This is a genomic window from Streptomyces sp. NPDC058295 (genome assembly GCF_042880655.1).
Lineage (GTDB): Bacteria > Actinomycetota > Actinomycetes > Streptomycetales > Streptomycetaceae > Streptomyces > Streptomyces coriariae.
In genome coordinates this window covers 191,902-213,646 of record NZ_JBHVYO010000011.1, presented here as the reverse complement: position 1 = coordinate 213,646, position 21,745 = coordinate 191,902, and the positions used below count along the sequence as shown (strand labels likewise).

General features: G+C 69.9%; 19 protein-coding genes. 9 read left to right on the top strand and 10 right to left on the bottom strand.

Annotated elements, in window-relative coordinates:
* Positions 1–198: 198 nt before the first annotated feature.
* The 4 genes from ACFVYS_RS14815 to aspS form a co-directional block, all read right to left on the bottom strand.
* Entirely contained in the window at positions 199–741 is a 543-nt protein-coding gene (locus ACFVYS_RS14815; RefSeq protein ID WP_389502081.1) for a hypothetical protein, read from the bottom strand.
* Positions 742–785: 44 nt separating this feature from the next.
* Positions 786–2,165, bottom strand: a complete 1,380-nt coding sequence (locus ACFVYS_RS14810; protein ID WP_389502079.1) for an MFS transporter — start codon at positions 2,163–2,165, stop codon at positions 786–788.
* Between the two features lie 176 nt (positions 2,166–2,341).
* Positions 2,342–3,325, bottom strand: coding sequence for an intradiol ring-cleavage dioxygenase (locus ACFVYS_RS14805; RefSeq protein ID WP_389502077.1), 984 nt, complete (start codon positions 3,323–3,325; stop codon positions 2,342–2,344).
* Positions 3,326–3,464: 139 nt separating this feature from the next.
* Complete coding sequence (gene aspS, locus ACFVYS_RS14800; protein WP_389502076.1) at positions 3,465–5,228, bottom strand: aspartate--tRNA ligase; 1,764 nt, start codon at positions 5,226–5,228, stop codon at positions 3,465–3,467.
* Between the two features lie 144 nt (positions 5,229–5,372).
* On the opposite strand from aspS, the gene ACFVYS_RS14795 reads away from it, so the two are divergent.
* A complete protein-coding gene (locus tag ACFVYS_RS14795; RefSeq protein WP_389502074.1) occupies positions 5,373–7,514 on the top strand; it encodes a SpoIIE family protein phosphatase in 2,142 nt (713 codons plus the stop codon).
* On the opposite strand, the gene ACFVYS_RS14790 is transcribed toward ACFVYS_RS14795, so the two are convergent.
* Entirely contained in the window at positions 7,478–8,530 is a 1,053-nt protein-coding gene (locus ACFVYS_RS14790; protein WP_389502073.1) for an AI-2E family transporter, read from the bottom strand. The two genes, ACFVYS_RS14795 and ACFVYS_RS14790, sit on opposite strands and share 37 nt — an antisense overlap.
* 171 nt (positions 8,531–8,701) lie before the next feature.
* Here ACFVYS_RS14790 and ACFVYS_RS14785 point away from each other — a divergent pair, with 171 nt between their 5' ends.
* The gene (locus ACFVYS_RS14785) at positions 8,702–9,607 is read left to right on the top strand and encodes a Bro-N domain-containing protein (RefSeq protein WP_389502071.1); all 906 of its coding nucleotides are present in this window, start codon (positions 8,702–8,704) and stop codon (positions 9,605–9,607) included.
* Between the two features lie 99 nt (positions 9,608–9,706).
* Here the strand turns inward: ACFVYS_RS14785 and ACFVYS_RS14780 are convergent, their stop codons facing one another.
* Together ACFVYS_RS14780 and ACFVYS_RS14775 are read right to left on the bottom strand one after the other, a co-directional pair.
* The gene (locus tag ACFVYS_RS14780; protein WP_389502069.1) at positions 9,707–10,678 is read right to left on the bottom strand and encodes a pirin family protein; all 972 of its coding nucleotides are present in this window, start codon (positions 10,676–10,678) and stop codon (positions 9,707–9,709) included.
* Positions 10,679–10,970: 292 nt separating this feature from the next.
* On the bottom strand, positions 10,971–11,453 hold the full coding sequence (locus ACFVYS_RS14775; RefSeq protein ID WP_028806966.1) for an SseB family protein: 483 nt from the start codon (positions 11,451–11,453) through the stop codon (positions 10,971–10,973).
* Between the two features lie 207 nt (positions 11,454–11,660).
* Between ACFVYS_RS14775 and ACFVYS_RS14770 the strand changes: the two genes are divergently transcribed.
* The 3 genes from ACFVYS_RS14770 (at position 11,661) to ACFVYS_RS14760 (ending at position 15,287) form a co-directional block, all read left to right on the top strand.
* On the top strand, positions 11,661–13,502 hold the full coding sequence (locus ACFVYS_RS14770; RefSeq protein WP_057606236.1) for an acyl-CoA dehydrogenase: 1,842 nt from the start codon (positions 11,661–11,663) through the stop codon (positions 13,500–13,502).
* 120 nt (positions 13,503–13,622) lie between these two features.
* On the top strand, positions 13,623–14,945 hold the full coding sequence (locus tag ACFVYS_RS14765) for a M18 family aminopeptidase (RefSeq protein WP_389502067.1): 1,323 nt from the start codon (positions 13,623–13,625) through the stop codon (positions 14,943–14,945).
* A gap of 93 nt (positions 14,946–15,038) precedes the next feature.
* Positions 15,039–15,287, top strand: coding sequence for a DUF6458 family protein (locus ACFVYS_RS14760; RefSeq protein ID WP_389502065.1), 249 nt, complete (start codon positions 15,039–15,041; stop codon positions 15,285–15,287).
* 356 nt (positions 15,288–15,643) lie between these two features.
* Here ACFVYS_RS14760 and ACFVYS_RS14755 read toward each other — a convergent pair whose 3' ends face one another.
* Positions 15,644–16,042, bottom strand: a complete 399-nt coding sequence (locus tag ACFVYS_RS14755) for a cupin domain-containing protein (protein WP_389502063.1) — start codon at positions 16,040–16,042, stop codon at positions 15,644–15,646.
* Between the two features lie 52 nt (positions 16,043–16,094).
* Between ACFVYS_RS14755 and ACFVYS_RS14750 the strand changes: the two genes are divergently transcribed.
* Together ACFVYS_RS14750 and ACFVYS_RS14745 are read left to right on the top strand one after the other, a co-directional pair.
* A complete protein-coding gene (locus ACFVYS_RS14750) occupies positions 16,095–17,105 on the top strand; it encodes a GlxA family transcriptional regulator (RefSeq protein WP_389502061.1) in 1,011 nt (336 codons plus the stop codon).
* Positions 17,102–17,596 carry an LURP-one-related/scramblase family protein gene (locus ACFVYS_RS14745; RefSeq protein WP_389502059.1) on the top strand — a complete coding sequence of 165 codons (495 nt, stop codon included), beginning with the start codon at positions 17,102–17,104 and terminating at the stop codon, positions 17,594–17,596. Before ACFVYS_RS14750 ends, ACFVYS_RS14745 begins: the two co-directional genes overlap by 4 nt.
* A 178-nt stretch (positions 17,597–17,774) precedes the next feature.
* Here the strand turns inward: ACFVYS_RS14745 and ACFVYS_RS14740 are convergent, their stop codons facing one another.
* Positions 17,775–18,626, bottom strand: coding sequence for a carbon-nitrogen family hydrolase (locus ACFVYS_RS14740; protein ID WP_389502057.1), 852 nt, complete (start codon positions 18,624–18,626; stop codon positions 17,775–17,777).
* Between the two features lie 211 nt (positions 18,627–18,837).
* On the opposite strand from ACFVYS_RS14740, the gene ACFVYS_RS14735 reads away from it, so the two are divergent.
* Positions 18,838–19,662, top strand: a complete 825-nt coding sequence (locus ACFVYS_RS14735; RefSeq protein WP_057606242.1) for a maleylpyruvate isomerase family mycothiol-dependent enzyme — start codon at positions 18,838–18,840, stop codon at positions 19,660–19,662.
* 153 nt (positions 19,663–19,815) lie between these two features.
* On the opposite strand, the gene ACFVYS_RS14730 is transcribed toward ACFVYS_RS14735, so the two are convergent.
* Complete coding sequence (locus ACFVYS_RS14730; protein WP_389502055.1) at positions 19,816–20,718, bottom strand: D-alanyl-D-alanine carboxypeptidase family protein; 903 nt, start codon at positions 20,716–20,718, stop codon at positions 19,816–19,818.
* A gap of 305 nt (positions 20,719–21,023) precedes the next feature.
* Here ACFVYS_RS14730 and ACFVYS_RS14725 point away from each other — a divergent pair, with 305 nt between their 5' ends.
* The gene (locus ACFVYS_RS14725; protein WP_327184074.1) at positions 21,024–21,695 is read left to right on the top strand and encodes a GntR family transcriptional regulator; all 672 of its coding nucleotides are present in this window, start codon (positions 21,024–21,026) and stop codon (positions 21,693–21,695) included.
* Positions 21,696–21,745: the final 50 nt, after the last annotated feature.

Here is a 21,745-nt window from a genome sequence, read left to right as displayed (position 1 = left end):
CGAAGCTCGTCCCGCTGCGGGGCGGCGCACTCCGGCCCCGCGTCGGCGTACGCCGCCCCGCAGCCGTTCACGCGGCGGCACCGAGGGAGGGGCGGCGCGTGGAGGGCCGCCCCGCGAACAGGGCAAGGCAGACACAGCAAGGCAGGCGCGGCGAGGCAGATACGGCGAGGCAGGCCAGGCAGGCGCGGCGAAGGTCGTCTAGCGGGACGGGACCGCGCAGGCCGCGCCGACCGCCGGGACACGGGCGGCACGGGGGAGCGCGGGTCCGTCCACGGCCGAGGCCGGTTGTCCCAGCGCCGCACGGGCCGCCCGTAGATGCTCCAGCCCTTCCTTCGCCACCCGTGTGACCTCCTCGTACTCCCCCGCCGTACGGGCCCCGGACAGCCGGTCGCGCGCCGTGCGATGGCACTCCGCCGCGCTGGTCAGCGCCCGGCCCGCCGTCTCGTCCGCACCCGCCCAGGCCCGCGCGCCCGGCGGGACGAGACCGCCGCCCAGCCGGATCAGCCAGTGGTTCGCCTCCGCCTCCGCATCCAGGTCGGACAGTCCGGAGGGGCCCGACGCACCGGACCGACCCGGACGCCCGAGCCGCCCGGACCGATCGGGGCGATCGGGGCGATCGGGGCGTCCGGGCCGACCGGCCGGGCGTCGGGTGCGACGCGCGCGGCGCTGGGCCACCACCCCCGCCACCGCGCCGACGATCAGCAGCACCGACAGCGTGATCATGAACCCCGTGGATCCCATGGCTGGCTTCCTCCCTTGCCCCGTCGGCCCGTGCCGGCGTACCGCTATGAGACGACGCGGCGCTGTGCTCCCGCCTCGGGCTTCCTGTGCGCCTCCGGTGAGGTGTCCAGGAGCGGTTCGGAGGCCGCGTGGGCCCCGCGGATGTACCTCGCCGCGACCACCGCCAGCAGCGACGCCGCCGACAATGTGTACAGGCCGCCGTTCGTGCTGCCGGTCGTGTCCTTGAGGTAGCCGAAGAGCGTGGGGGAGAAGAAGCCACCCAGGTTGCCGATGGAGTTGACCAGCGCCAGGCCCGGCGCCGCGATCCTCAGGTCGAGCCCCGACTGCGCCATCGGCCAGAAGAGCGTCGCCGCGCACTTCGAGCCGACCCCGGCCAGCGTGATCGCCGCGAGGCCGAACCAGGGGGAGCCCAGCGTGGCCAGAAACGTGCCCGTCGCCGACAGCACCAGGGTGATCGCCAGATACGGACGGCGGTCCGGGGCACGGTCGGTGAAGTGGCTCATCGAGTACATGGCGATCATGGAGCAGACCGCCGGGATCGCGGACAGCAGCCCGACCTGGAAGGACGACAGTCCGCCGATGTCCTCGATCAGGCTCGGCAGCCAGAAGGTGATCGCGTAGCCGGTGAGCGTCATCGCGAAGAACGCGCCGGTCAGCAGCGCGACCTGTGGATGGAAGAGCAGCTTGAACCGTGACTGGTGCGGGGCGCGGCTGCGGGCCTCCCGGTCCTCGGCCACCGCCGCGCCGAGCACGTCCTTCTCCTCCCGCGTGAGCCAGCGCGCGTCCTCGATCCGGGAGACGAGGAAGAACCCGGCGACGATCCCGACCACGACCGAGAACGCGCCCTCCAGCCCGAACATCCACCGCCAGCCGGCGACCCCGCCCGCGCCGTGCAGCTCGAGCAGCGCCCCGGTGACCGGGCCGGTCACGATGCCCGCCGCCGCCGAACCGCCGAGGAAGATCGCCGTCGCCCGGCCCCGGCTCGCGTCGGGCAGCCACTGCGTGATGTAGAGCATCGCGCCGGGGAAGAAGCCGGCCTCCGCGACGCCGAGCAGGAAGCGCAGCGAGTAGAACATGGTCACGTTGTGGATGAAGCACATCGCCACGATCACCAGACCCCAGGTGATCATGATGCGGGTCAGCCAGACCCGGGCGCCGAAGCGCTCCAGGAGCATGTTGCTGGGCACCTCGAACAGGGCGTACCCGATGAAGAACAGGCCCGCCCCGAGGCCGTAGGCGGTGGCGCTGATACCGACGTCGGCCTGGAGCTCGTCCTGGACGAAGCCCACGTTCGTCCGGTCGAGATTGTTGACCAGGAGCATCAGGACCAGGATCGGCATCATCCGGCGAAGGAACTTGCCCACCGCCCGGCTCTCGGCGCCGTTCCCGGCCCCGTTCTCAGCCCCGCTCTCGGGTTCTGACATCGTTGTCTCCCCATCATGCTGTTCACATACTTGAACTACTGTTATGTATGTGGGAACGATATGGAGGCAACGACTCCGGGTCAATGAGTTGTTCATACACCCACATACGTGAATGACCCATGAAGAGAGCCACGCCCCCGACACGCAGGTCGGGGGGCGTGGCCCGGAGAAATCCGTCAGCTGTCGGAGGCCGAAGGTGAAGCCGAGGCCGAGGCGGAATCAGACGCCGAAGGCGAAACTGACGTGCTCGGCCGCGGCGGCGCACCCTGGCCGTCCTCCGTCGCCTCCGGGTCCACCCCGACCGTGAGCGACCCGTGGACGCCCCTCGCGATGTCCCGCTTGTCGTAGCGCAACTTCAGCAGACCGCCCTGGGTGCCGCTCTGGTCGTAGATCGTGTCCTCGGTGAGGGTCGTGCGCTCCGCGGCGTTGCTCGCGTACGGCTCCACCACCGCCGAGGCGAGCACCGACTCCTCGTCGAAGAAGAACTGACCGGTGTGGCAGGTGTGCCCGCCCTCGTAACCGGCGTCCGTCCACTCGCCGTCCACGTGCACCTTGACGTGGATATGGACGCACCGGCCGCGGTACCAGCCCGGGAATACCGTCCGGAAGGTCACCTGGCCGTGCCGGTCCGTTCGCCAGGTGCCGCGCAGATAGCGGCTGTCGTCCGTGGGCTCCTGGTGGCCGCCTCCCGGGGGTGCCCCGGTGGGCGCCCCCGTCGGAGGTTCGCCGGTCGGGGGTTCGCCGGTCGGAGCGGGACCGCCGCCACCGCCGTTGCCCTGGTCCTCGTAGCCCGAATACACCCCCGCCGCATCGCAGTGCCAGATGTCGACGGCCGCGTCCCGGATCGGCCTGCACGTCTCCGAGTCGATCACCTTCAGTCCGAGGAGGAGCGGGATGCCCGCCCGGTCCTCCGTCACGTCCCGGCGGATCTTGTCGGCGTCGATGTAGTAGGGGCCCTCGACCGTCTCCGAGGTCAGGCGGTAGCAGACCTCCCCGCCGGTGCCGGTGCCGGTCCGAGCCGGTCTGCCGTGCCCGTCGGCGGCGCTCGCGGCGAAGGCGGTGCCGCCCAGGCCCGCCGCCGCGATGCCGCCCGCGGCGACGGCCACGACCTTACGACGTGATAAGTCCTGTTCGCTGTGTGGTTTCTGAGATCCCGTCATGAGGCCGGGACGCTAGGGACGAAACCTGTCAGCAGCATAGGGAAGAGCTGTCAGTTGCCGGGGAAAACGAAAGTGGCCCGGAACCGACGTAGGTTCCGGGCCACTCCGCGAAAGGGCCTGCCGATACCGCTCGTGCGTGCTACTTCGGCTGCGGCTTGCGCACCGACAGGTGCAGTTCCCTCAGCCGGGCCTCCTCCAGCTCCGTCGGCGCGCCCATCATCAGGTCCTGGGCGTTGCCGTTGAGCGGGAAGGCGATCGTCTCGCGGATGTTCGGCTCATCGGCCAGCAGCATCACGATGCGGTCGACGCCCGGCGCGATACCGCCGTGCGGCGGGGCGCCGAAGCGGAACGCGCGCAGCATGCCGGCGAACTTCTCCTCGACCGTCTCCCGGTCGTAGCCCGCGATCTCGAACGCCTTGAGCATGATCTCCGGCTCGTGGTTCCGGATCGCGCCGGAGGACAGCTCCACGCCGTTGCAGACGATGTCGTACTGCCAGCCCAGGATGTCCAGCGGGTCCTGGGTCTCCAGGGCCTCCAGACCGCCCTGCGGCATCGAGAACGGGTTGTGCGAGAAGTCGATCTTGCCGGTCTCCTCGTCCTTCTCGTACATCGGGAAGTCGACGATCCAGCAGAAGCGGAAGACGTTCTCCTCGAAGTGCCCGGCACGCTTGGCGGCCTCGACCCGCACCGCGCCCATGATCTTCGAGACCTCGTCGTACTCGCCCGCGCCGAAGAACACCGCGTGGCCGGCGGCCAGCGACAGGCGCTTGGTCAGCTCGGCGACGTTCTCCTCGGTCAGGAACTTCGCGATCGGACCGGTCAGCGAGCCGTCCTCGGCCACCCGGACCCAGGCCAGACCCTTCGCGCCCAGCGTCACCGCGAAGTCGCCGAGCTGGTCGAAGAACTTACGGGACTGCGCGGCGACGTCCGGCACCGGCAGCGCACGGACGTGCTTGCCCGCGAAGGCCTTGAACTCCGAGCCCTCGAAGATGTCGGTGATGTCGACGAGTTCCAGCTGAGCCCGCAGGTCCGGCTTGTCGGAGCCGTACTTCAGCATCGACTCGCGGAACGGGATGCGCGGGAAGGGGGAGGTGACGTGGCGGCCGCCGCCGAACTCCTCGAACAGCTCCGTCATGAGCTTCTCGATCGGCTGGAAGACGTCCTCCTGCTCGACGAAGCTCATCTCGACGTCGAGCTGGTAGAACTCGCCCGGCGAGCGGTCCGCGCGCGCGTCCTCGTCGCGGAAGCAGGGCGCGATCTGGAAGTAGCGGTCGAAGCCCGAGATCATCAGCAGCTGCTTGAACTGCTGCGGGGCCTGCGGCAGCGCGTAGAACCGGCCCGCGTGCAGACGGGACGGGACGACGAAGTCGCGGGCGCCCTCGGGGGAGGTCGCAGACAGGATCGGCGTCGCCATCTCGTTGAAGCCCAGCGCCGTCATCTTGTGCCGCATCGCCGAGATGACCGACGTGCGCAGCATGATGTTGCGGTGCATGCGCTCACGGCGCAGGTCCAGGAAGCGGTACTCCAGGCGCCGCTCCTCGTTGACCCCGTCCTCGGCGTTGATCGTGAAGGGCAGCGGCTGGGCAGCGCCGAGCAGCTCGACCTCGCCGACCTCGACCTCGACCTCGCCGGTCGGCAGGTCCGCGTTGACGTTCTCCGAGCCGCGCGAGACGACCTTGCCGTCGATGCGGACCGTCGACTCCTTGGTCAGCCGGTCGAGGGTCTCGTACGCGGGCGTGCCCGGACGGGCGACGAGCTGCGTGATGCCGTAGTGATCCCGCAGATCGATGAAGAGGATGCCGCCCAGGTCGCGCCGATTGTGCAGCCAGCCGCTCAGCCGGACGTCGGTGCCGACGTCAGAGGCGCGGAGCTCGCCGCAGGTGTGGGACCTGTACCGATGCATCGTCGTTCATCCAGTCTTCGCGGATCGGGGGCGTGTTTCACGTGAAACAACCCCCAGCGTACCGGGCGGTCACTGATCACCTCCCCTCAATACGGGTGCGGCGATCAGTGGCACTTCTCCATCCCATCTTCCTAAAGTGGGGCAATGCGCACTCGCGAGCCGTTGCCCGCCGTGGGGGAGGTCCTCGCCTCCCTCGCGACCGGCCTGTGGCACTGGGACACCGCCACCGGGCTGGTCACGGTCGACGCCGAGGCAGCCCGGCTGCTCGGGCTGCCCCCGGAGGAGACGGTCCTCACCGAGGCCCAGACCCGGGCCCGCCTCCACCCCGTCGACTGGAACGAGATCACCGGGGTGATCCAGCTCGCCGTCGCCGAGGGCACCCTCGCCGAGGTGCGCATCCGGATCATGGACGACCGCGGACGGGTCGTCCGGGTCGTGCGCAGCCGCTCCAAGCCGGCCTTCGACCCGGTGAAGAAGGCGTACGAGCTGATCGGCACCCTGCAGGAGGTGACCGAGCCGACGCCGGGCACCCCCGCGGGGCGGACCGCCGTCACCGGCGACTGGCGGCGCTCACGCGAGGCGTTCCTGCTGGACGCGGGCCGGGCGCTGGCGGAGGCGCGGTCCACCGAGGAGGTGCTGAGGGTCGCGGCGGCCCTGTCCATGCCGGGCTTCTCCCCCGACGGACTGGCCGTCTTCGGCGTGGAGGGCGAGCGGTTGACGATCATCGGCCACCACGGACACCGGTCCGGCGACGACGACCCCTTCAGTCAGATGTCCATCCATACGGACTATCCGGCCGCCGAAGTCGTGCGCACCGGACGAGCCGTGTATCTGTCCTCCCCCGAGCGGTACAAGGAGCGCTACCCGCTCACCTGGCCGCTGGCCGCGCACTTCGGCCGTCACTCATGGGCGTTCCTGCCGCTGACGGTGGCCGGCCGCACGATGGGCGCCTGGATGGCCGGCTTCGCGTACCCGGTGGCGTTCACCCCGGACGAGCGGTCCGTGCTGACGACGGTCGCGCGCATGCTCGCCCAGGCCCTCACCCGCGCCGGCGCGGCGGAGACCCAGCGCGAGCTGACCGACGGCCTCCAGCGCTCCATGCTCCCCACCCTCGGCCCCGAGATACCGGGCATGACCCTCGCCGCCCGCTACATACCGACCGGCGGCGGCCTTCAGGTCGGCGGCGACTGGTACGACATGATCCCGCTGCCGAGGGGCCGCTTCGCCCTGGTCATCGGCGACGTCCAGGGCCACGACGTCCGCGCCGCGGGGCTCATGGGCCAGCTGCGCATAGCGGTACGGGCGTACGCCGCCGAGGGCCACCGCCCCGACGCCGTCCTCTCCCGCGCCTCCGGCTTCTTCCACGGCCTCACCGACACGGATGGCGGAGCCGGGGCCGATCCGCGTTTCGCCACCTGCCTGTACATAGAGGTGGACCCGGTGACCGGGGTCCTGGAGACCGCCCGGGCCGGACATCTGGACCCCACGATCCGTATGTCCGACGGCACCGTGCTGGTCCGCGCCACCGCCGGTGGCATGCCCCTCGGCATCGACCCGGACGCCGACTACCCCACCACCCGGCTCGCCCTGGAACCCGGCGAGGCGCTGATGCTCTGCACCGACGGCCTGCTGGAGACCGGCGGCCACGACCTCGACACCGGCTGGCGACGCGTCCGCAAGATCCTCGAGGCACACCAGGGCGACCTGGAGGAGCTGGCCGACGCCCTGGTCCAGGCGGTGCACGGCCCTTCCTCTCACCACACCACGGGCCCTCTCGCGGACCGCCGCGAGGACGACATCGCCGTGCTGCTCCTGTGCCGCCAGGGCGAGGGCTGCTGCGGCCCGGGGGCCGCTCCCGTGCCGGTCCGGCAGCCCGTGCGGCGCTCGATGCTGACGGTCGCGCAGGCCGAGCCCGAACGGATCGCCGTGGCCCGGCAGCAACTGCGGGAGCTGCTGCACGACTGGACCTGCGAGGACCAGGTCGACTCGGCGGTCCTGCTCGTCTCCGAGACGCTGACGAACGTCCTCGTCCACACCGACGCGGACGCGCTGCTCGTCGCCGAGGTCACCGGCGCCCCCGGCGAACGCCTGCTCCGTATCGAGGTCACCGACGCCGGCGACGACCTCCCCCACAAGCGCCGCCCCGGCGAACTGGCCTCCTCGGGGCGTGGCCTGGTCCTCATCGAACTGCTCGCGGACACGTGGGGGGTGGCACCCCGGGGCGAGGGCAAGAGCATCTGGTTCGAGCTCTACGAGTTCGGCGATCCCTCGGCGGGAGCCCTGTGACGCGTCCGTAGTTCGTGCAGGACCCCGAAGGCGGCGGCCGTCACGGGCACGGCGAGCAGCATGCCCAGGATCCCGGCCACGGACGCCCCGGCCGTGATGGCCACCATCACCACCGCCGGATGCATCTGCACGGTACGGCTCTGGATCACCGGCTGCAGCACATGCCCCTCCAGCACCTGCACCGCCAGCACCACCCCGAGCGCCCACAGCGCGATGACGAAGCCCCGGTCGGCGAGCGCCACCAGCACGGCGACGGCCCCGGAGAGAAAGGCACCGAGATAGGGGATGTACGCCCCGACGAAGACCAGGGCACCCAGCCCGACCGCCCCCGGCACATCGAGGACGAGCAGTCCGAGGGTGATGCACACGGCGTCGATGAACGCGATGAAGGTCGTGCCCCGCATGAACCCCTCCACGGCCCGGAAGGCCCGCCGGGCCATGGCCTCCAGGGTGTCGCCGGTACCGCGTGGGGCGACGGAACGCAGCGCGCCGACCGCCCGGTGCGAGTCGCGCAGAAAGAAAAAGACGAGCAGCAGCGCGAGCACGGCCATGGCGATGCTCTCGCCGACGACACTCACCCCGCTGATGACATTGGACGCGGCCGTCCCCCCGAACTTGGTCAGCAACTCCTTCGCGTTGGACGCGAGGTCGTCGAGCGAGGTCCCGGCGGCCCCGAAGTGCTCGGCGATACCCCGCGCCGCCGACCTGAGCGCGGCGACGATCTGATCCCCGCTGTCGATCAGCGCGGCGACGACGATGTACACCGCCCCGCCGACCACGGCGACGACGGCGACACACGTCAGCCCCGCCGACACCGACCGGGGCACCCCCACCTCCACCAGCCGCCGGTACAGCGGCCTGAGCAGCGCGGTCCCGAGCAGCGCGAGCAGGACGGGCGTGACGGCCGTACGGAGCTCGGCACACAGCCGGATCCCCACGTACCCGACACCCGACGCCAGCAGGATCACGGCACACCAGGCGGCGAACCGGCGCGCGGGAACGGGGAGCAGGTGCACGGGTCCAGCGGATCACGGACCCGCCGGGTTGTCCTGACCGGACGGCCGCCCGGGTGACGGGACATGACTCGGACTCAGAATCGAACGTCCGCTCCTAAAGGGTGAACATCCTTGCCAGCGAGGCCAGTTGCGGTGGCATATGCCTATTTTCCATGGCGGAGGTGATGCTCGATGTACGAGCAGAACAACACACCGCCGCCGGACCGGTCGGCGGCACAGCAGGACGCGATCGAGATCAGTGACTTCGTCTACGCGGCGACCGGCGCACGGGTGCGCAGGCTCACCACGCCGGACGGGACGCACTGGTTCCCGGCAGTCGACGTGTGCAGGAATCTGGGCTACGCACACGTCGGATCCGCTCTGCGCAACATTGCCGACGCAACCAACTTCGACAGTGTCGAGAGTGTGCTCCTGAAGCACACTCTCGACGTTCCCGCAGGTCGGAAGTGGCGCCGAGACATGAAACTCGTCAGCCTCCAGGGCTTGATCCTTTTGGTCAACGCCTGCACCAAGCCGGAGGCCCAGCCCTTCAAAACCTGGGTCGCAGGAGTCATCGCCACCATCCAACGCGACGGCTCCTACTCCCTGGAACCGGCCGCCGTGCAACCCGCCCTCGTCGGCGGCACCGCGTACGCCATGCCCGAGCAAGTCGTCGACGCCATCGTGCGCCTCGAAGAACGCAACATGCAGATGGACGAGAGGCTGGCGGCCTTCGCCGGCGAGCGCAACGACCTGCTGCGGCAGATCAACGACAGCCTCCAGGGCATCGCAGCGGCTCTCAAGCGTCCCGACGACCGCTCCCGGCCCTCACCGGCTCCGGAACTGACGCCTCAGCAACTCCTCGCCAAGTGGAGGGCGAAGAATCTCGTCATCGCTGAGGATGTTCACACGGTGGGCGCCTACCTGGCCCCGGCCCTGCTGCACGGCGGGGCCCGGTATCGCGTGGAAGAGATCACCGCCCACACAGGTCTGTCGCACGAGCGCGTACACGACTGCTTGCAGCTGCTGTTCGAGCAGGGGTGTGTGCGGCATGCGGGCCGTGCACCGGACGGGAGCCCGATCTGCGTACTGCCGTAACGCCGTAGCGGGACCGGACTGACAAGGGCCCGAAGTCGCAAACCTAAGTTGCGGCTTCGGGCCTTGTCACACCGTAGCGGTTTCGGCGGGGCCGGAGGGCTAGATGCCCTCCGCCGTCATCCCGTGCACCGCCGGAATCGTGCCCAGCCGGCCCTTCTGGAAGTCGTCGAAGGCCTGCTGGAGCTCGTCCTTGGTGTTCATCACGAACGGGCCGTAGTGGGCCATCGGCTCACGGATCGGCTGCCCGCCCAGCAGCACGACCTCCAGGTCAGGCGTGTGCGAGTCCTGCTTCTCGTCCGCGCGGACCGTCAGAGAGGAACCCGCGCCGAAGACCGCCGTCTGACCCAGGTGGATCGGCCGGCGCTCGGCGCCGACCGAACCGCGGCCGGCCAGGACGTACGCGAGACCGTTGAAGTCCTCACGCCACGGAAGAGTGAGTTCCGCGCCCGGCGCGAGGGTCGCGTGGACCATCGTGATGGGGGTGTGGGTGATGCCGGGACCGGCGTGGCCGTCCAGCTCGCCCGCGATGACCCGCAGCAGCGCGCCGCCGTCCGGGCTCGCCAGGAGCTGTACATGGCCGCCGCGGATGTCCTGGTACCTGGGCGCCATCATCTTGTCCTTGGCCGGCAGGTTCACCCAGAGCTGGAGGCCGTGGAAGAGACCGCCGGACATGACCAGCGACTCCGGCGGCGCCTCGATGTGGAGGAGACCCGAGCCGGCCGTCATCCACTGGGTGTCGCCGTTGGTGATGGTGCCGCCGCCGCCCTGGCTGTCCTGGTGGTCGAAGATCCCGTCGATGATGTAGGTGACGGTCTCGAAGCCGCGGTGCGGGTGCCAGGGGGTGCCCTTCGGCTCACCCGGCGCGTATTCCACCTCGCCCATCTGGTCCATCATGATGAACGGGTCGAGGTGGCGGTAGTTGATCCCGGCGAACGCACGGCGTACCGGGAAGCCCTCACCCTCGAAACCGCTGGGCGCGGTCGTGACGGTGAGCACGGGACGTGCGACCGCGTCGGCCGATGCGGTGACGCGCGGCAGGGTCAGCGGGTTCTCGACGGTCACTGCGGGCATGTCCGTACCTCCTTGGGCGACGTACGTCCCAGTTTAGTTGAGCATTGAACTTTCTGCTACCCGTAACGATGGAAGCCCGGAGGACATTCCCGCGGAGAGGCGACCGCGCAGGGGCAGTGGCGCGGGGGAACCCTATGACATGGCTGTGAAGGGCATGAGGCATCCACCGGACACCCGAGGGACGGCCGGTAAGAAGGAGAAGGAAGCAGAAGGAGGGAGAAGACGGGACGAGAAGACAGGGGGAGAAGAGAGGAGCGGAAGCGAATGAGAGGGAGAGGGAGAGGGAGAACCCTCAGCCGTACATCCGCCGCATCGCGAACTCGACCATCTGCTCGACCGCCTTCGCGTCGAAGACCATCCGGTGCTCACCCTCCATGTCGAGGACGAAGCCGTACCCGGTGGGCAGCAGGTCGATCATCTCGGACCCGGTGATCACGAAGTACTTGGACTCCTTGCCCGCGTACCGGCGCAGCTCCTTGAGCGAGGTGAACATCGGGATCACCGGCTGCTGGGTGTTGTGCAGGGCGAGGAAGCCGGGGTTGTCACCGCGCGGGCAGTAGACCTTGGAGGTCGCGAAGACCTGCTGGAAGTCCTCCGCGGCCAGCTGCCCGGTGGTGAAGGCCCGCACCGCGTCCGCGAGGGACGGCGGGGACGGCTCCGGGTAGAGCGGCGGCTGCTGACCGTACCCGCCGTGGCCGCCGGGCATCTGCTGCTGCGGCGGGGCGTACTGCTGCTGCGCAGCACCGCCGTCCATGGGCTGGCCGTATCCGTACATGGGCGCAAGCGTACCGAGCGCGCCCGGCGGGCGGGGCGGTACGGGGGCCCCTTCCGGGGCGCACGGGACGCGTTACGCGTCACAGATGGCCGGTTCGGGGTTGCGACTTATTACCGACGGGTAGCATCATCGGTAGCTACTTGTTGGTACGTGAACTAGCGCGAGGATCCAGTCCCTCGCCGATCTCTCTTTTACGGAGCCGTCGCCATGGGGCACTACAAGTCGAATCTCCGCGACATCGAGTTCAACCTCTTCGAGGTGCTCGGGCGCGACAAGCTGTACGGCACCGGCCCGTTCGGGGAGATGGACACCGAGACCGCGAAAAGCATCCTCGAGGAGCTGACCCGCCTCGCGGAGAACGAGCTGGCGGAGTCCTTCACCGACGCCGACCGCAACCCGCCGGTCTTCGACCCCGAGACCAACACCGCGCCGGTCCCCGCGTCCTTCAAGAAGAGCTACCAGGCCTTCATGGACTCGGAGTACTGGCGTCTGGGCCTGCCCGAGGAGATCGGCGGCACCACCGCCCCGCCGTCCCTGATCTGGGCTTACGCGGAACTGATCCTCGGCGCCAACCCGGCCGTGTGGATGTACTCCTCCGGCCCGGCCTTCGCCGGCATCCTCTTCGACGAGGGCAACGACGTCCAGAAGAAGATCGCGCAGATCGCCGTCGACCGGCAGTGGGGCTCCACCATGGTCCTCACCGAGCCGGACGCCGGTTCGGACGTGGGCGCCGGCCGCACCAAGGCGGTCCAGCAGGAGGACGGCTCCTGGCACATCGAGGGCGTGAAGCGCTTCATCACGTCCGGCGAGCACGACATGTCGGAGAACATCCTCCACTACGTGCTGGCCCGTCCCGAGGGTGCCGGCCCCGGCACCAAGGGCCTGTCCCTCTTCATGGTGCCGAAGACGCTCTTCGACTTCGAGACCGGTGAGCTGGGCGAGCGCAACGGCGTCTACGCCACCAACGTCGAGCACAAGATGGGCCTGAAGGCCTCCAACACCTGCGAGATGACGTTCGGCGACCGGCATCCGGCCAAGGGCTGGCTGATCGGCGACAAGCACGACGGCATCCGCCAGATGTTCCGCATCATCGAGTTCGCCCGGATGATGGTCGGCACGAAGGCGATCTCCACGCTCTCCACCGGCTACCTCAACGCCCTGGAGTACGCCAAGGAGCGCGTCCAGGGTCCCGACCTGGCGAACTTCATGGACAAGGCCGCGCCGAAGGTCACCATCACCCACCACCCCGACGTGCGCCGCTCGCTGATCACGCAGAAGGCGTACGCGGAGGGCATGCGCGCCCTCGTCCTCTACACGGCCTCCGTCCAGGACGCGATCGCCGTGAAGGAGGCGAACGGCGAGGACGCGAAGACGGAGCACGCGCTCAACGACCTGCTCCTGCCGATCGTCAAGGGCTACGGCTCGGAGAAGGGCTACGAGCAGCTCGCCCAGTCGCTCCAGACCTTCGGCGGCTCCGGGTTCCTCCAGGAGTACCCGATCGAGCAGTACATCCGCGACGCCAAGATCGACACCCTGTACGAGGGCACCACGGCCATCCAGGGACAGGACTTCTTCTTCCGGAAGATCGTCCGCAACCAGGGTGCCGCGCTGAACTCCCTCGCCGAGGACATCAAGAAGTTCCTGGCGCTGGGCACCGGCGGCGAGGAGCTGGCCGGCGCCCGCGAGCACCTGGCCAAGGCGGCCGTCGAGCTGGAGGCCATCGTCGGCCTGATGCTGACCGACCTCGCGGCCACCGAGCAGGACGTCAAGAACATCTACAAGGTGGGCCTGAACACCACCCGCCTGCTGCTCGCCTCCGGTGACGTCATCGTCGGCTACCTGCTCCTCAAGGGTGCCGCCATCGCCGCCGAGAAGCTGGAGTCGGCCGCGACCAAGGCCCTCTCCGCGAAGGACGTGGCGTTCTACACCGGCAAGATCGCCGCGGCGAAGTTCTTCGCGGCCGACGTCCTGCCGGGCGTCACCCTGGCCCGCAAGATCGCCGCGGGTGTCGAGCTCGACCTGATGGAGCTGGACGAGGCCGCCTTCTAGCACGGGGAGGCCGCGTTCCAGGACGCATCCGCACAACCGCCCAGCACTCCACATTGTCCTCACGAGGGCCCGCTCCCCATCACCGGGAGCGGGCTCTCGTACGTCGTTAAGGTGAACCCCATGAGCGCACCCTCCCGCTTCGACCGCGGCCACACCGACGACCTCATGACGTTCCTGACGGCGAGCCCGTCGCCGTACCACGCCGTGGCGAACGCGGCCGAGCGCCTGGAGAAGGCCGGGTTCCGGCAGGTCTCGGAGACGGACGCCTGGGACGCGGAGACCTCGGCGGCCTCCGCCTCGGGGAGCGGCGGCAGGTATGTGCTGCGCGGCGGCGCGATCGTGGCCTGGTACGTGCCCGAGGGCGCCGCGCCGCACACGCCGTTCCGGATCATCGGCGCGCACACCGACTCCCCGAACCTGCGCGTCAAGCCGCAGCCCGACACCGGGGCGCACGGCTGGCGCCAGGTGGCCGTGGAGATCTACGGAGGTCCGCTGCTCAACTCCTGGCTGGACCGCGACCTGGGTCTGGCGGGGCGGCTGACCCTGCGGGACGGCTCCACGCGTCTGGTCGACGTGGGCCGTCCACTGCTGCGGGTCCCCCAACTCGCCATCCACCTGGACCGGGCCGTCAACACCGACGGCCTCAAGCTCGACAAGCAGCGCCACCTCCAGCCCGTCTGGGGCCTGTCCGGCGACGTGCGCGACGGCGACCTGATCGCCTTCCTGGAGCAGGAGGCCGGGCTGGCCGCCGGTCAGGTCACCGGCTGGGACCTGATGGCGCACTCCGTGGAGCCGCCCGCCTACCTGGGCCGCGACCAGGAGCTGATGGCCGGTCCCCGGATGGACAACCTGCTCTCCGTGCACGCCGGTACGGCGGCGCTGACGGCCGTGGCGACCGGCGGCGAGGCCCTGCCGTACATCCCGGTGCTGGCCGCCTTCGACCACGAGGAGAACGGCTCGCAGTCGGACACCGGCGCGGACGGGCCGCTGCTGGGCAGCGTGCTGGAACGTTCGGTCTTCGCGCGCGGAGGGTCGTACGAGGACCGGGCGAGAGCCTTCGCGGGCACCGTCTGTCTGTCCTCCGACACCGGTCACGCCGTCCATCCCAACTACGCGGAGCGGCACGACCCCACGCACCACCCGCGGGTCAACGGCGGCCCGATCCTCAAGGTCAACGTCAACAACCGCTACGCGACCGACGGTTCGGGCCGGGCGATCTTCGCCGCCGCCTGCGAGAAGGCGGGCGTGCCGTTCCAGAACTTCGTCTCCAACAACTCCATGCCCTGCGGCACGACCATCGGCCCGATCACCGCGGCCCGGCACGGCATCCGCACCGTCGACATCGGCGTGGCCATCCTGTCGATGCACAGCGCGCGGGAGTTGTGCGGCGACGCCGACCCGTACCTGCTGGCCAACGCGCTGGTGGCGTTCCTGGAGGGGTAGCAAGTCGGCGCCCGCGCATGGGAGTCGGGCCCCGGGGTACCCGGATCCGGTGGTGAACCGGAGTGGCCGGTACACCGGACAGGAGGCAACATCATGGGCCTCGGCGGATGCATCATCCTCATCGCCGTGGGAGCCATCCTCACGTTCGCGACGGACTGGGACCTGCAGGGCGTCAATCTCGATCTGGTCGGCGTCATCCTGATGATCGTGGGGCTGATCGGCGTGACGACGTTCAGCAGCATCGCCCGGCGCCGCCGGGTGATGGTGCCTCCGACCTCGACCACGGTGGTCGAGACAGAGCGGCACCAGCGCGACGGTTACAACGGCGGCTACGGCGTCTGACCGTGACCCGGGTCAGGCGCCCGGTTCGGCCAGAACCGACGGAATCCGGTCCGCCCCGCCCTCGGGGGAGGCGGACCGGGACACTCCGGTCCTGCCGGTGGACAAGGCGGGCGGGGTAACTCCCCCGGCCCTCGACTGGCCCTCGACTGGCCCTTCGGGTCGGGCTCCGGCGTGCGGGACGGGTCCGTGCCCCGCGGCCGCGCCCTCACTCTCACCCTCGTTCTCGCCCTTGAGCAGCGGCTCGGGCGGGCCGACGCAGACCGGCAGCCGGGTCGGCCGACGTCGGGCCGACGCGACGGCCACGATGTCCTCGTCGGCCGACCGTCATGTCAGTTCGACATCGGCTCGACGCCAGCTCAGCTCGACGTCAGCGCGTGCCCCGTGGTGGCGTCCACATGGTCCGGCACGTCGTCGTGACGGTCCCCGACGGTGAACGTGCCGGTCGGCTCGAACACGAGGATCTGCGTGGGGACCGGCGCGAACGGCTTGTGCTCCGTTCCGCGCGGGACGGTGTACACCGAGTCCTTGGGCAGGACGACGGTGCGTTCGCCGCCCGCTTCCCGCAGCGCGATGTGCAGCTCACCGTCCAGGACGAGGAAGAACTCGTCGGTGTGGTCGTGGACGTGCCACACGTGCTCGCCCTCGACCTTCGCGACGCGCACGTCGTAGTCGTTGACCGTGGTGACGATGCGAGGGCTCCAGCGCTGGGTGAAGGAGGCGAGGGCAGTGGCCAGGGAGACGGGTTCGGTGGTCATGCGCTCAGCGTGCGGGATGCGCCGACCACCCCACGAGTGCTAGGAATCGCACATGCCGCAAGATTCCTCTCAACGCGCCGTGCGTGCGCCGCACCGGGTCGCCGTGATCGTGGACGAGGGCACCAATCCCTTCGAGGTCGGTGTCGCCACCGAGCTGTTCGGACTGCCCCGGCCCGAACTCGGGCTGGCCCGGCCGCTGTACGAGGTCGTGCTGTGCACCCCCGCGCGCGAGGTGCGGATGAACCACGGGTTCTTCACCATGACCGGCGGGCGCGGCCTGGAGGCGGTGGACTCGGCGGACACCCTCGTGGTGCCGGGCCGGCCCGACAACGTCGTCCCGCGCGGCCCCGCCGTCCTCGACGCCATCCGGCGCACCCACGCGCGCGGGGCGCGGGTGATGAGCTTCTGCACCGGCACCTTCGCGCTCGCCGAGGCCGGGCTGCTCGACGGACGCCGGGCCACCACGCACTGGATGTGGGCCGAGACGTTCCGCGATCTGCATCCGAAGGTGCTGCTGGAGTCCGACGTCCTCTTCGTCGACGAGGGCGGCATCCTCACCGCCGCGGGCAGCGCCGCCGCCCTCGACCTCGGGCTGTACGTCGTACGGCGCGACCACGGCGCGGAGATCGCCAACGCCGTCTCCCGCCGGCTGGTGTTCGCCGCGCACCGGGACGGCGGCCAGCGGCAGTTCGTGGAGCGCCCGGTACCGGACGTGCCCGACGAGTCGCTGGCACCGCTGCTCGCGTGGGCGCAGGAGCGGCTGGGGGAGCCGCTGACGGTGGCGGAGCTCGCGGCGCGGGCGGCGGTGAGCCCGGCGACCCTGCACCGGCGGTTCCGGGCGCAGCTCGGCACCACCCCGCTCGCCTGGCTGACGGCGGAGCGGGTGGCGCTCGCCTGCCGGCTGATCGAGCGGGGTGAGCAGCGGCTGGACGTGGTGGCGGCCAGGAGCGGGCTGGGGACCGCCGCGAACCTGCGCGCACGCGTGCGACGCGAGACCGGACTCAGCCCATCGGCCTACCGGCGGCGTTTCGGACCGGCCGTCGGGGAAGCCGTAACCGCATGAGATTCCTCGTACGCGACCGGCTCCTCGGCTTCGGTGACGACTACTGGATCGAGGACGACCACGGCAACAAGGTGTACCTCGTCGACGGCAAGGCGATGCGGCTGCGGGAGACCTTCGAGCTGAAGGACACCCGTGGGCGGGTCCTGATCGACATCCACCAGAAGATGTTCGCCCTGCGGGACACGATGGTGATCGAGCGGGAGGGCGAACCGCTGGCCACGATCCGGCGCAAGCGGCTGTCGCTGCTGCGCAACCACTACCGGGTGGCCCTGGCGGACGGCCGCACCGAGCTCGACGTCAGCGGCAAGATCCTCGACCGGGAGTTCGCGGTCGAGTACGACGGCGAACTGCTGGCCGTCGTCTCCCGGCGGTGGCTGCACGTGCGGGAGACCTACGGCGTCGACGTCGTACGGGAGGACGCGGATCCGGCGCTGCTCATCGCGGTGGCGGTGTGCGTGATCCACCTCGCCGACAAGGAGCGTGAGGACTGACGCGAGGGCCAGCGCGAGAACCAGCGCGAGGGCCAGGGAGAGGGCCAGGGAGAACCAGCCCGTGGGCCAGGAGCGGGAGATCAGGAGCGCGCAAGGCCGGGAGCGGCTGGGAGCAGGACGCCGGGAGCGGCTGGGGGCGGGATGCCGGGAGCGGCTGGGAGCAGGACGCCGGGAGCCGCTAGGGGCGGGAGGCCGGGAGCGGCTGAGGGCGGCGTTCGGGAGTGCGCAGGCCGAGCACCCGGTCCTTCAGGGCCGGGAACTGCTCACGGGTCGTGGCGACCCTGGACGGGTCGAACTCGGCCCTCAGGACCTCCTCGCCCGAACCCGCCTCCGCCAGCACCTCGCCCCACGGATCCACCACGATCGAGTGACCCGCCTGCGGAACTCCGGCATGTGTCCCGGCCGTTCCACAGGCGAGCACGAACGCCTGGTTCTCGACCGCCCGCGCCCGGGCCAGCAGCGTCCAGTGCGCCCGGCGGCGCTCCGGCCAGCCCGCGGGGATCACGAGGGTCTCGGCGCCGGCGTCGACGAGACCGCGGAAGAGTTCGGGGAAACGGAGGTCGTAGCAGGTGGCGACACCGACGGTCGTTTCGGGGAGGCGGACCGTCACCAGTTCCTCGCCCGCGCCCATCAGCACGGCCTCGCCCTTGTCGAAGCCGAAGCGGTGGATCTTGCGGTAGGAGGCGGCCAGCTCACCGGAGGGGGAGAAGACGAGAGACGTGTTGTAGAGGGGCCCCTCGCCCGCGGCGGAGCCGCCGCCGGACGGAGCCCGCTCCGGGATCGAACCCGCGTGCAGCCACACACCCGCGTCGCTCGCGGCCTTGGCCATCGCCTCGTACGTCGGCCCTTCCAGGGGCTCGGCCTCGCTGCCGAACTCCTCGTAGGCGAACGCCCCGGTCGTCCACAGCTCCGGCAGCACCACGAAGTCGGCGGCACCGGCCTCTTCTCGTACCAGTGCGGCAACCCGCACCCGTCGCGATTCGACCGATTCGCCCTCTTCTACAGCGATCTGGATCAGAGAGGCGCGCACACTACCACCGTCCTGGCATTCGAGTCGTCCACACGGGCCTACGATCGTCACACGAAAGCACTGCCGGGGTGCCTCACAGCAGCGTAACTTAGCGTTCCGAGACACCCGCCGACACCCGGCGACACCCGCCGATACCTGCCCACACCGCCACCTCCCGCTGGCAACGCCGCCACAACCACCCGAGTACCGACCGCCGAGGGGTCCCGTTTCCGTGAGTCTGCATCCCACCCTCCAGCCCTACGCCGACGCCTGGACCCACTCCATCGAAGCGATATCCGAGCTGGTGCTCCCGCTGGTGGAGGCGGACTGGAACCGCCGGACGCCGTGCCCCGGCTGGTCGGTGCGCGACATCGTTTCGCATGTCATCGGGCTGGACTGCGAGATGTACGGCGACCCGCGTCCCATCCACACCCTGCCGCGCGACCTGTACCACGTCACCAACGACATCCAGCGCTACATGGAGATGCAGGTCGACGTCCGCCGCCACCACACGGCGCCGGAGATGACGTCCGAGCTGGAGTACACGGTCATCCGCCGCAACCGCCAGCTGCGCAACGAGTCGCGCCAGCCCACCACGATGGTGCGCGGTCCGCTCGGCACCGAGCTCACGCTCGAGGAGTCCATGCGCAAGCACGCGTTCAACGTGTGGGCGCACGAGCAGGACCTGCGCGCCGCCCTCGGCCGGCCCGGCAACCTCGACTCGCCCGGCGCGCACATCGCCCGTGACGCGCTGCTCGCCGAACTCCCGGCGGTCGTCGCCGAGAAGGCCGACGCCCCGCGCAGCTCCGCGGTCGTCTTCGACGTGCACGGTCCGATCGAGTTCCTGCGCACCATCCGCGTCGACATCCAGGGCCGCGGCACCCTGGAGACGGCCCCGGCGCTCGGCCCGGCCGCCGCGTTCACCCTCGACTGGGAGACGTACGTGCGGCTGGCCTGCGGCCGGGTGACCGCGGAGGCGGTCGCCGACCGGGTGAAGGCGGAGGGCGATCCGGAGCTGACGGCGGCGATCCTGCGGAACTTCGCCGTCACCAGGTAACGGTCACCAGGTAGCGGTGGCCGGCGGCGCTCCCCTCGGCCGCCGCGGTCGCCGCGGTCACCGGCATGAGCGCACCCCGCCCCCTCGACGGAACGGGCCCGTCGTGACGATCACGACGGGCCCGTTCTGAAGGTGCTACCGATTGAGCAGGTGTCAGCCCAGCCTGGCGAAGCCGTAGTTCAGCAGCTTCGTCGCGTCGGCGGCACGCACCGTCGCGCTGGTGGAGGCCAGCACCGTACCCACAACGGTCTTGCCGTTGCGGGTGGCGGCGAAGACGAGGCAGTACTTCGCCTCCGGGCCGGAGCCCGTCTTCACACCGATGGTGCCGCTGTAGCTGCTCAGCAGCGTGTTGGTGTTGGTCCAGGCCGCCATGGTGCGGGTGGAACCGGTCTTGGTGATCGTCTTGGCGGTGTACGACTTCGTCTTGACGACCGCACGGAAGTTCGCGCTCTTCAGCGAGTTGCTGGCGAGCTTCGTGAGGTCCTTGGCGGTCGAGTAGTTCGACCCGTTGCCGATGCCGTCGAACGAGTCGAAGTGCGTCCTCGTCATGCCGAGCGCCTTCGCCTTGCTGTTCATCTTGGCGATGAAGCTCTTCACGCGCGCGGCCCGCGTCGTGCCCGTGCCGAACTTGTCGGCCAGGGCGTACGCGGCATCACAACCGGACGGCAGCATCAGCCCGTAGAGCAGCTGACGGACCGTGACCTTGTCGCCGACGATCAGGCGCGCGGACGAGGCGTTGTTCGCAACGATGTAGTCGCTGTACGCCTTCTGGATGGTGACCTTGGTGTTCAGATTCAGGTTCGTCTGCGACAGCACGACGTTCGCCGTCATGATCTTCGTGGTCGAGCCGGTGGACAGCTTGGTGTCCATGCCCTTGTTGTACAGCGCGGCGCCGTTCGCGTTGTTCATCACGAAGCCGGTCTTGGCGGCGATCGTGGGCGTCGTGACGGCTTGTGCGGGCGCCGCGGTGAGAGCTCCGGTCGCGAGCACTGCGCCGACGGTGACGGCGACGGATGCGGCCCTGCGGACTCGGATGCCCTTGGTGGCGGTTATCAACTGAAATACCCCGATTACGTCGAATGCCCCTGCGATGCGGCCAAGTTGAAGGGGAAAGAAGAAGAAGGGGCCGCATGTGTGTGACACGTAAGTAGCACAGAAAGTTGTGCGCTTGCTGGGCCGAATTTCCGATTACTTGACCCGGCTCTTACCCGGCCCTCGCCCACCCCGCTTCCCGCGCCGCTCCCCACCCCGCTTTCCACACCCCTCCCGCCTCCCTCGCCGCACCCCTCTTCACACCCCGTCACGGGTCCGCATTCTGGACCGGTCCCCCGTTGCGTACGTGTTGTATCTATCCTGTGGGCATGCCGTCCTCCGCCCCGCCCGCCCCCGTCCCCGTGAAGCAACCGCCCGCCGCCGACCGTGTGTACGCCCACGTCAAGCAGGGCGTCCTGGACCGCCGCTACGAGGGCGGCACCCTCCTCACCGAGGGAGAGCTCGCCGAGGCCGTGGGGGTCTCGCGCACTCCGGTGCGGGAGGCGCTGCTGCGCCTGGAGGTGGAGGGGCTGATCAAGCTCTACCCGAAGAAGGGCGCCCTGGTCCTGCCGGTCTCCGCACAGGAGATCGCGGACGTGGTGGAGACCCGGCTGCTGGTGGAGGAGCACGCGGCACGCAAGGCGGTCCCCGCCTCGGCCGCGCTGATCCAGCGACTGGAAGAGCTGCTCGCGAAGCAGAAGGCGCAGGCCGCAGCGGGCGACCTGGCCGCGGCCGCCGTGACGGACCGCTGCTTCCACGCGGAGATCGTCCGCAGCGGCGGCAACGACATCCTGTCGAGGCTGTACGACCAGCTCCGCGACCGTCAGCTGCGGATGGGCGTCGCCGTGATGCACTCCCACCCCGACCGGATAGCCAAGACACTGGGCGAGCACGAGGAGATCCTTCAGGCGCTGCGCTCCGGTGACGCCGAGGCCGCTGTCGAGATCGTGCACCGGCACGTCGGCTGGTTCTCGCACCTCGCCCGCGGGGAGGTCCGATGAGCCCCGGCTCCCGCGGCCTGAACTCCACCCTTCCGGGTGATCCGCCGGGC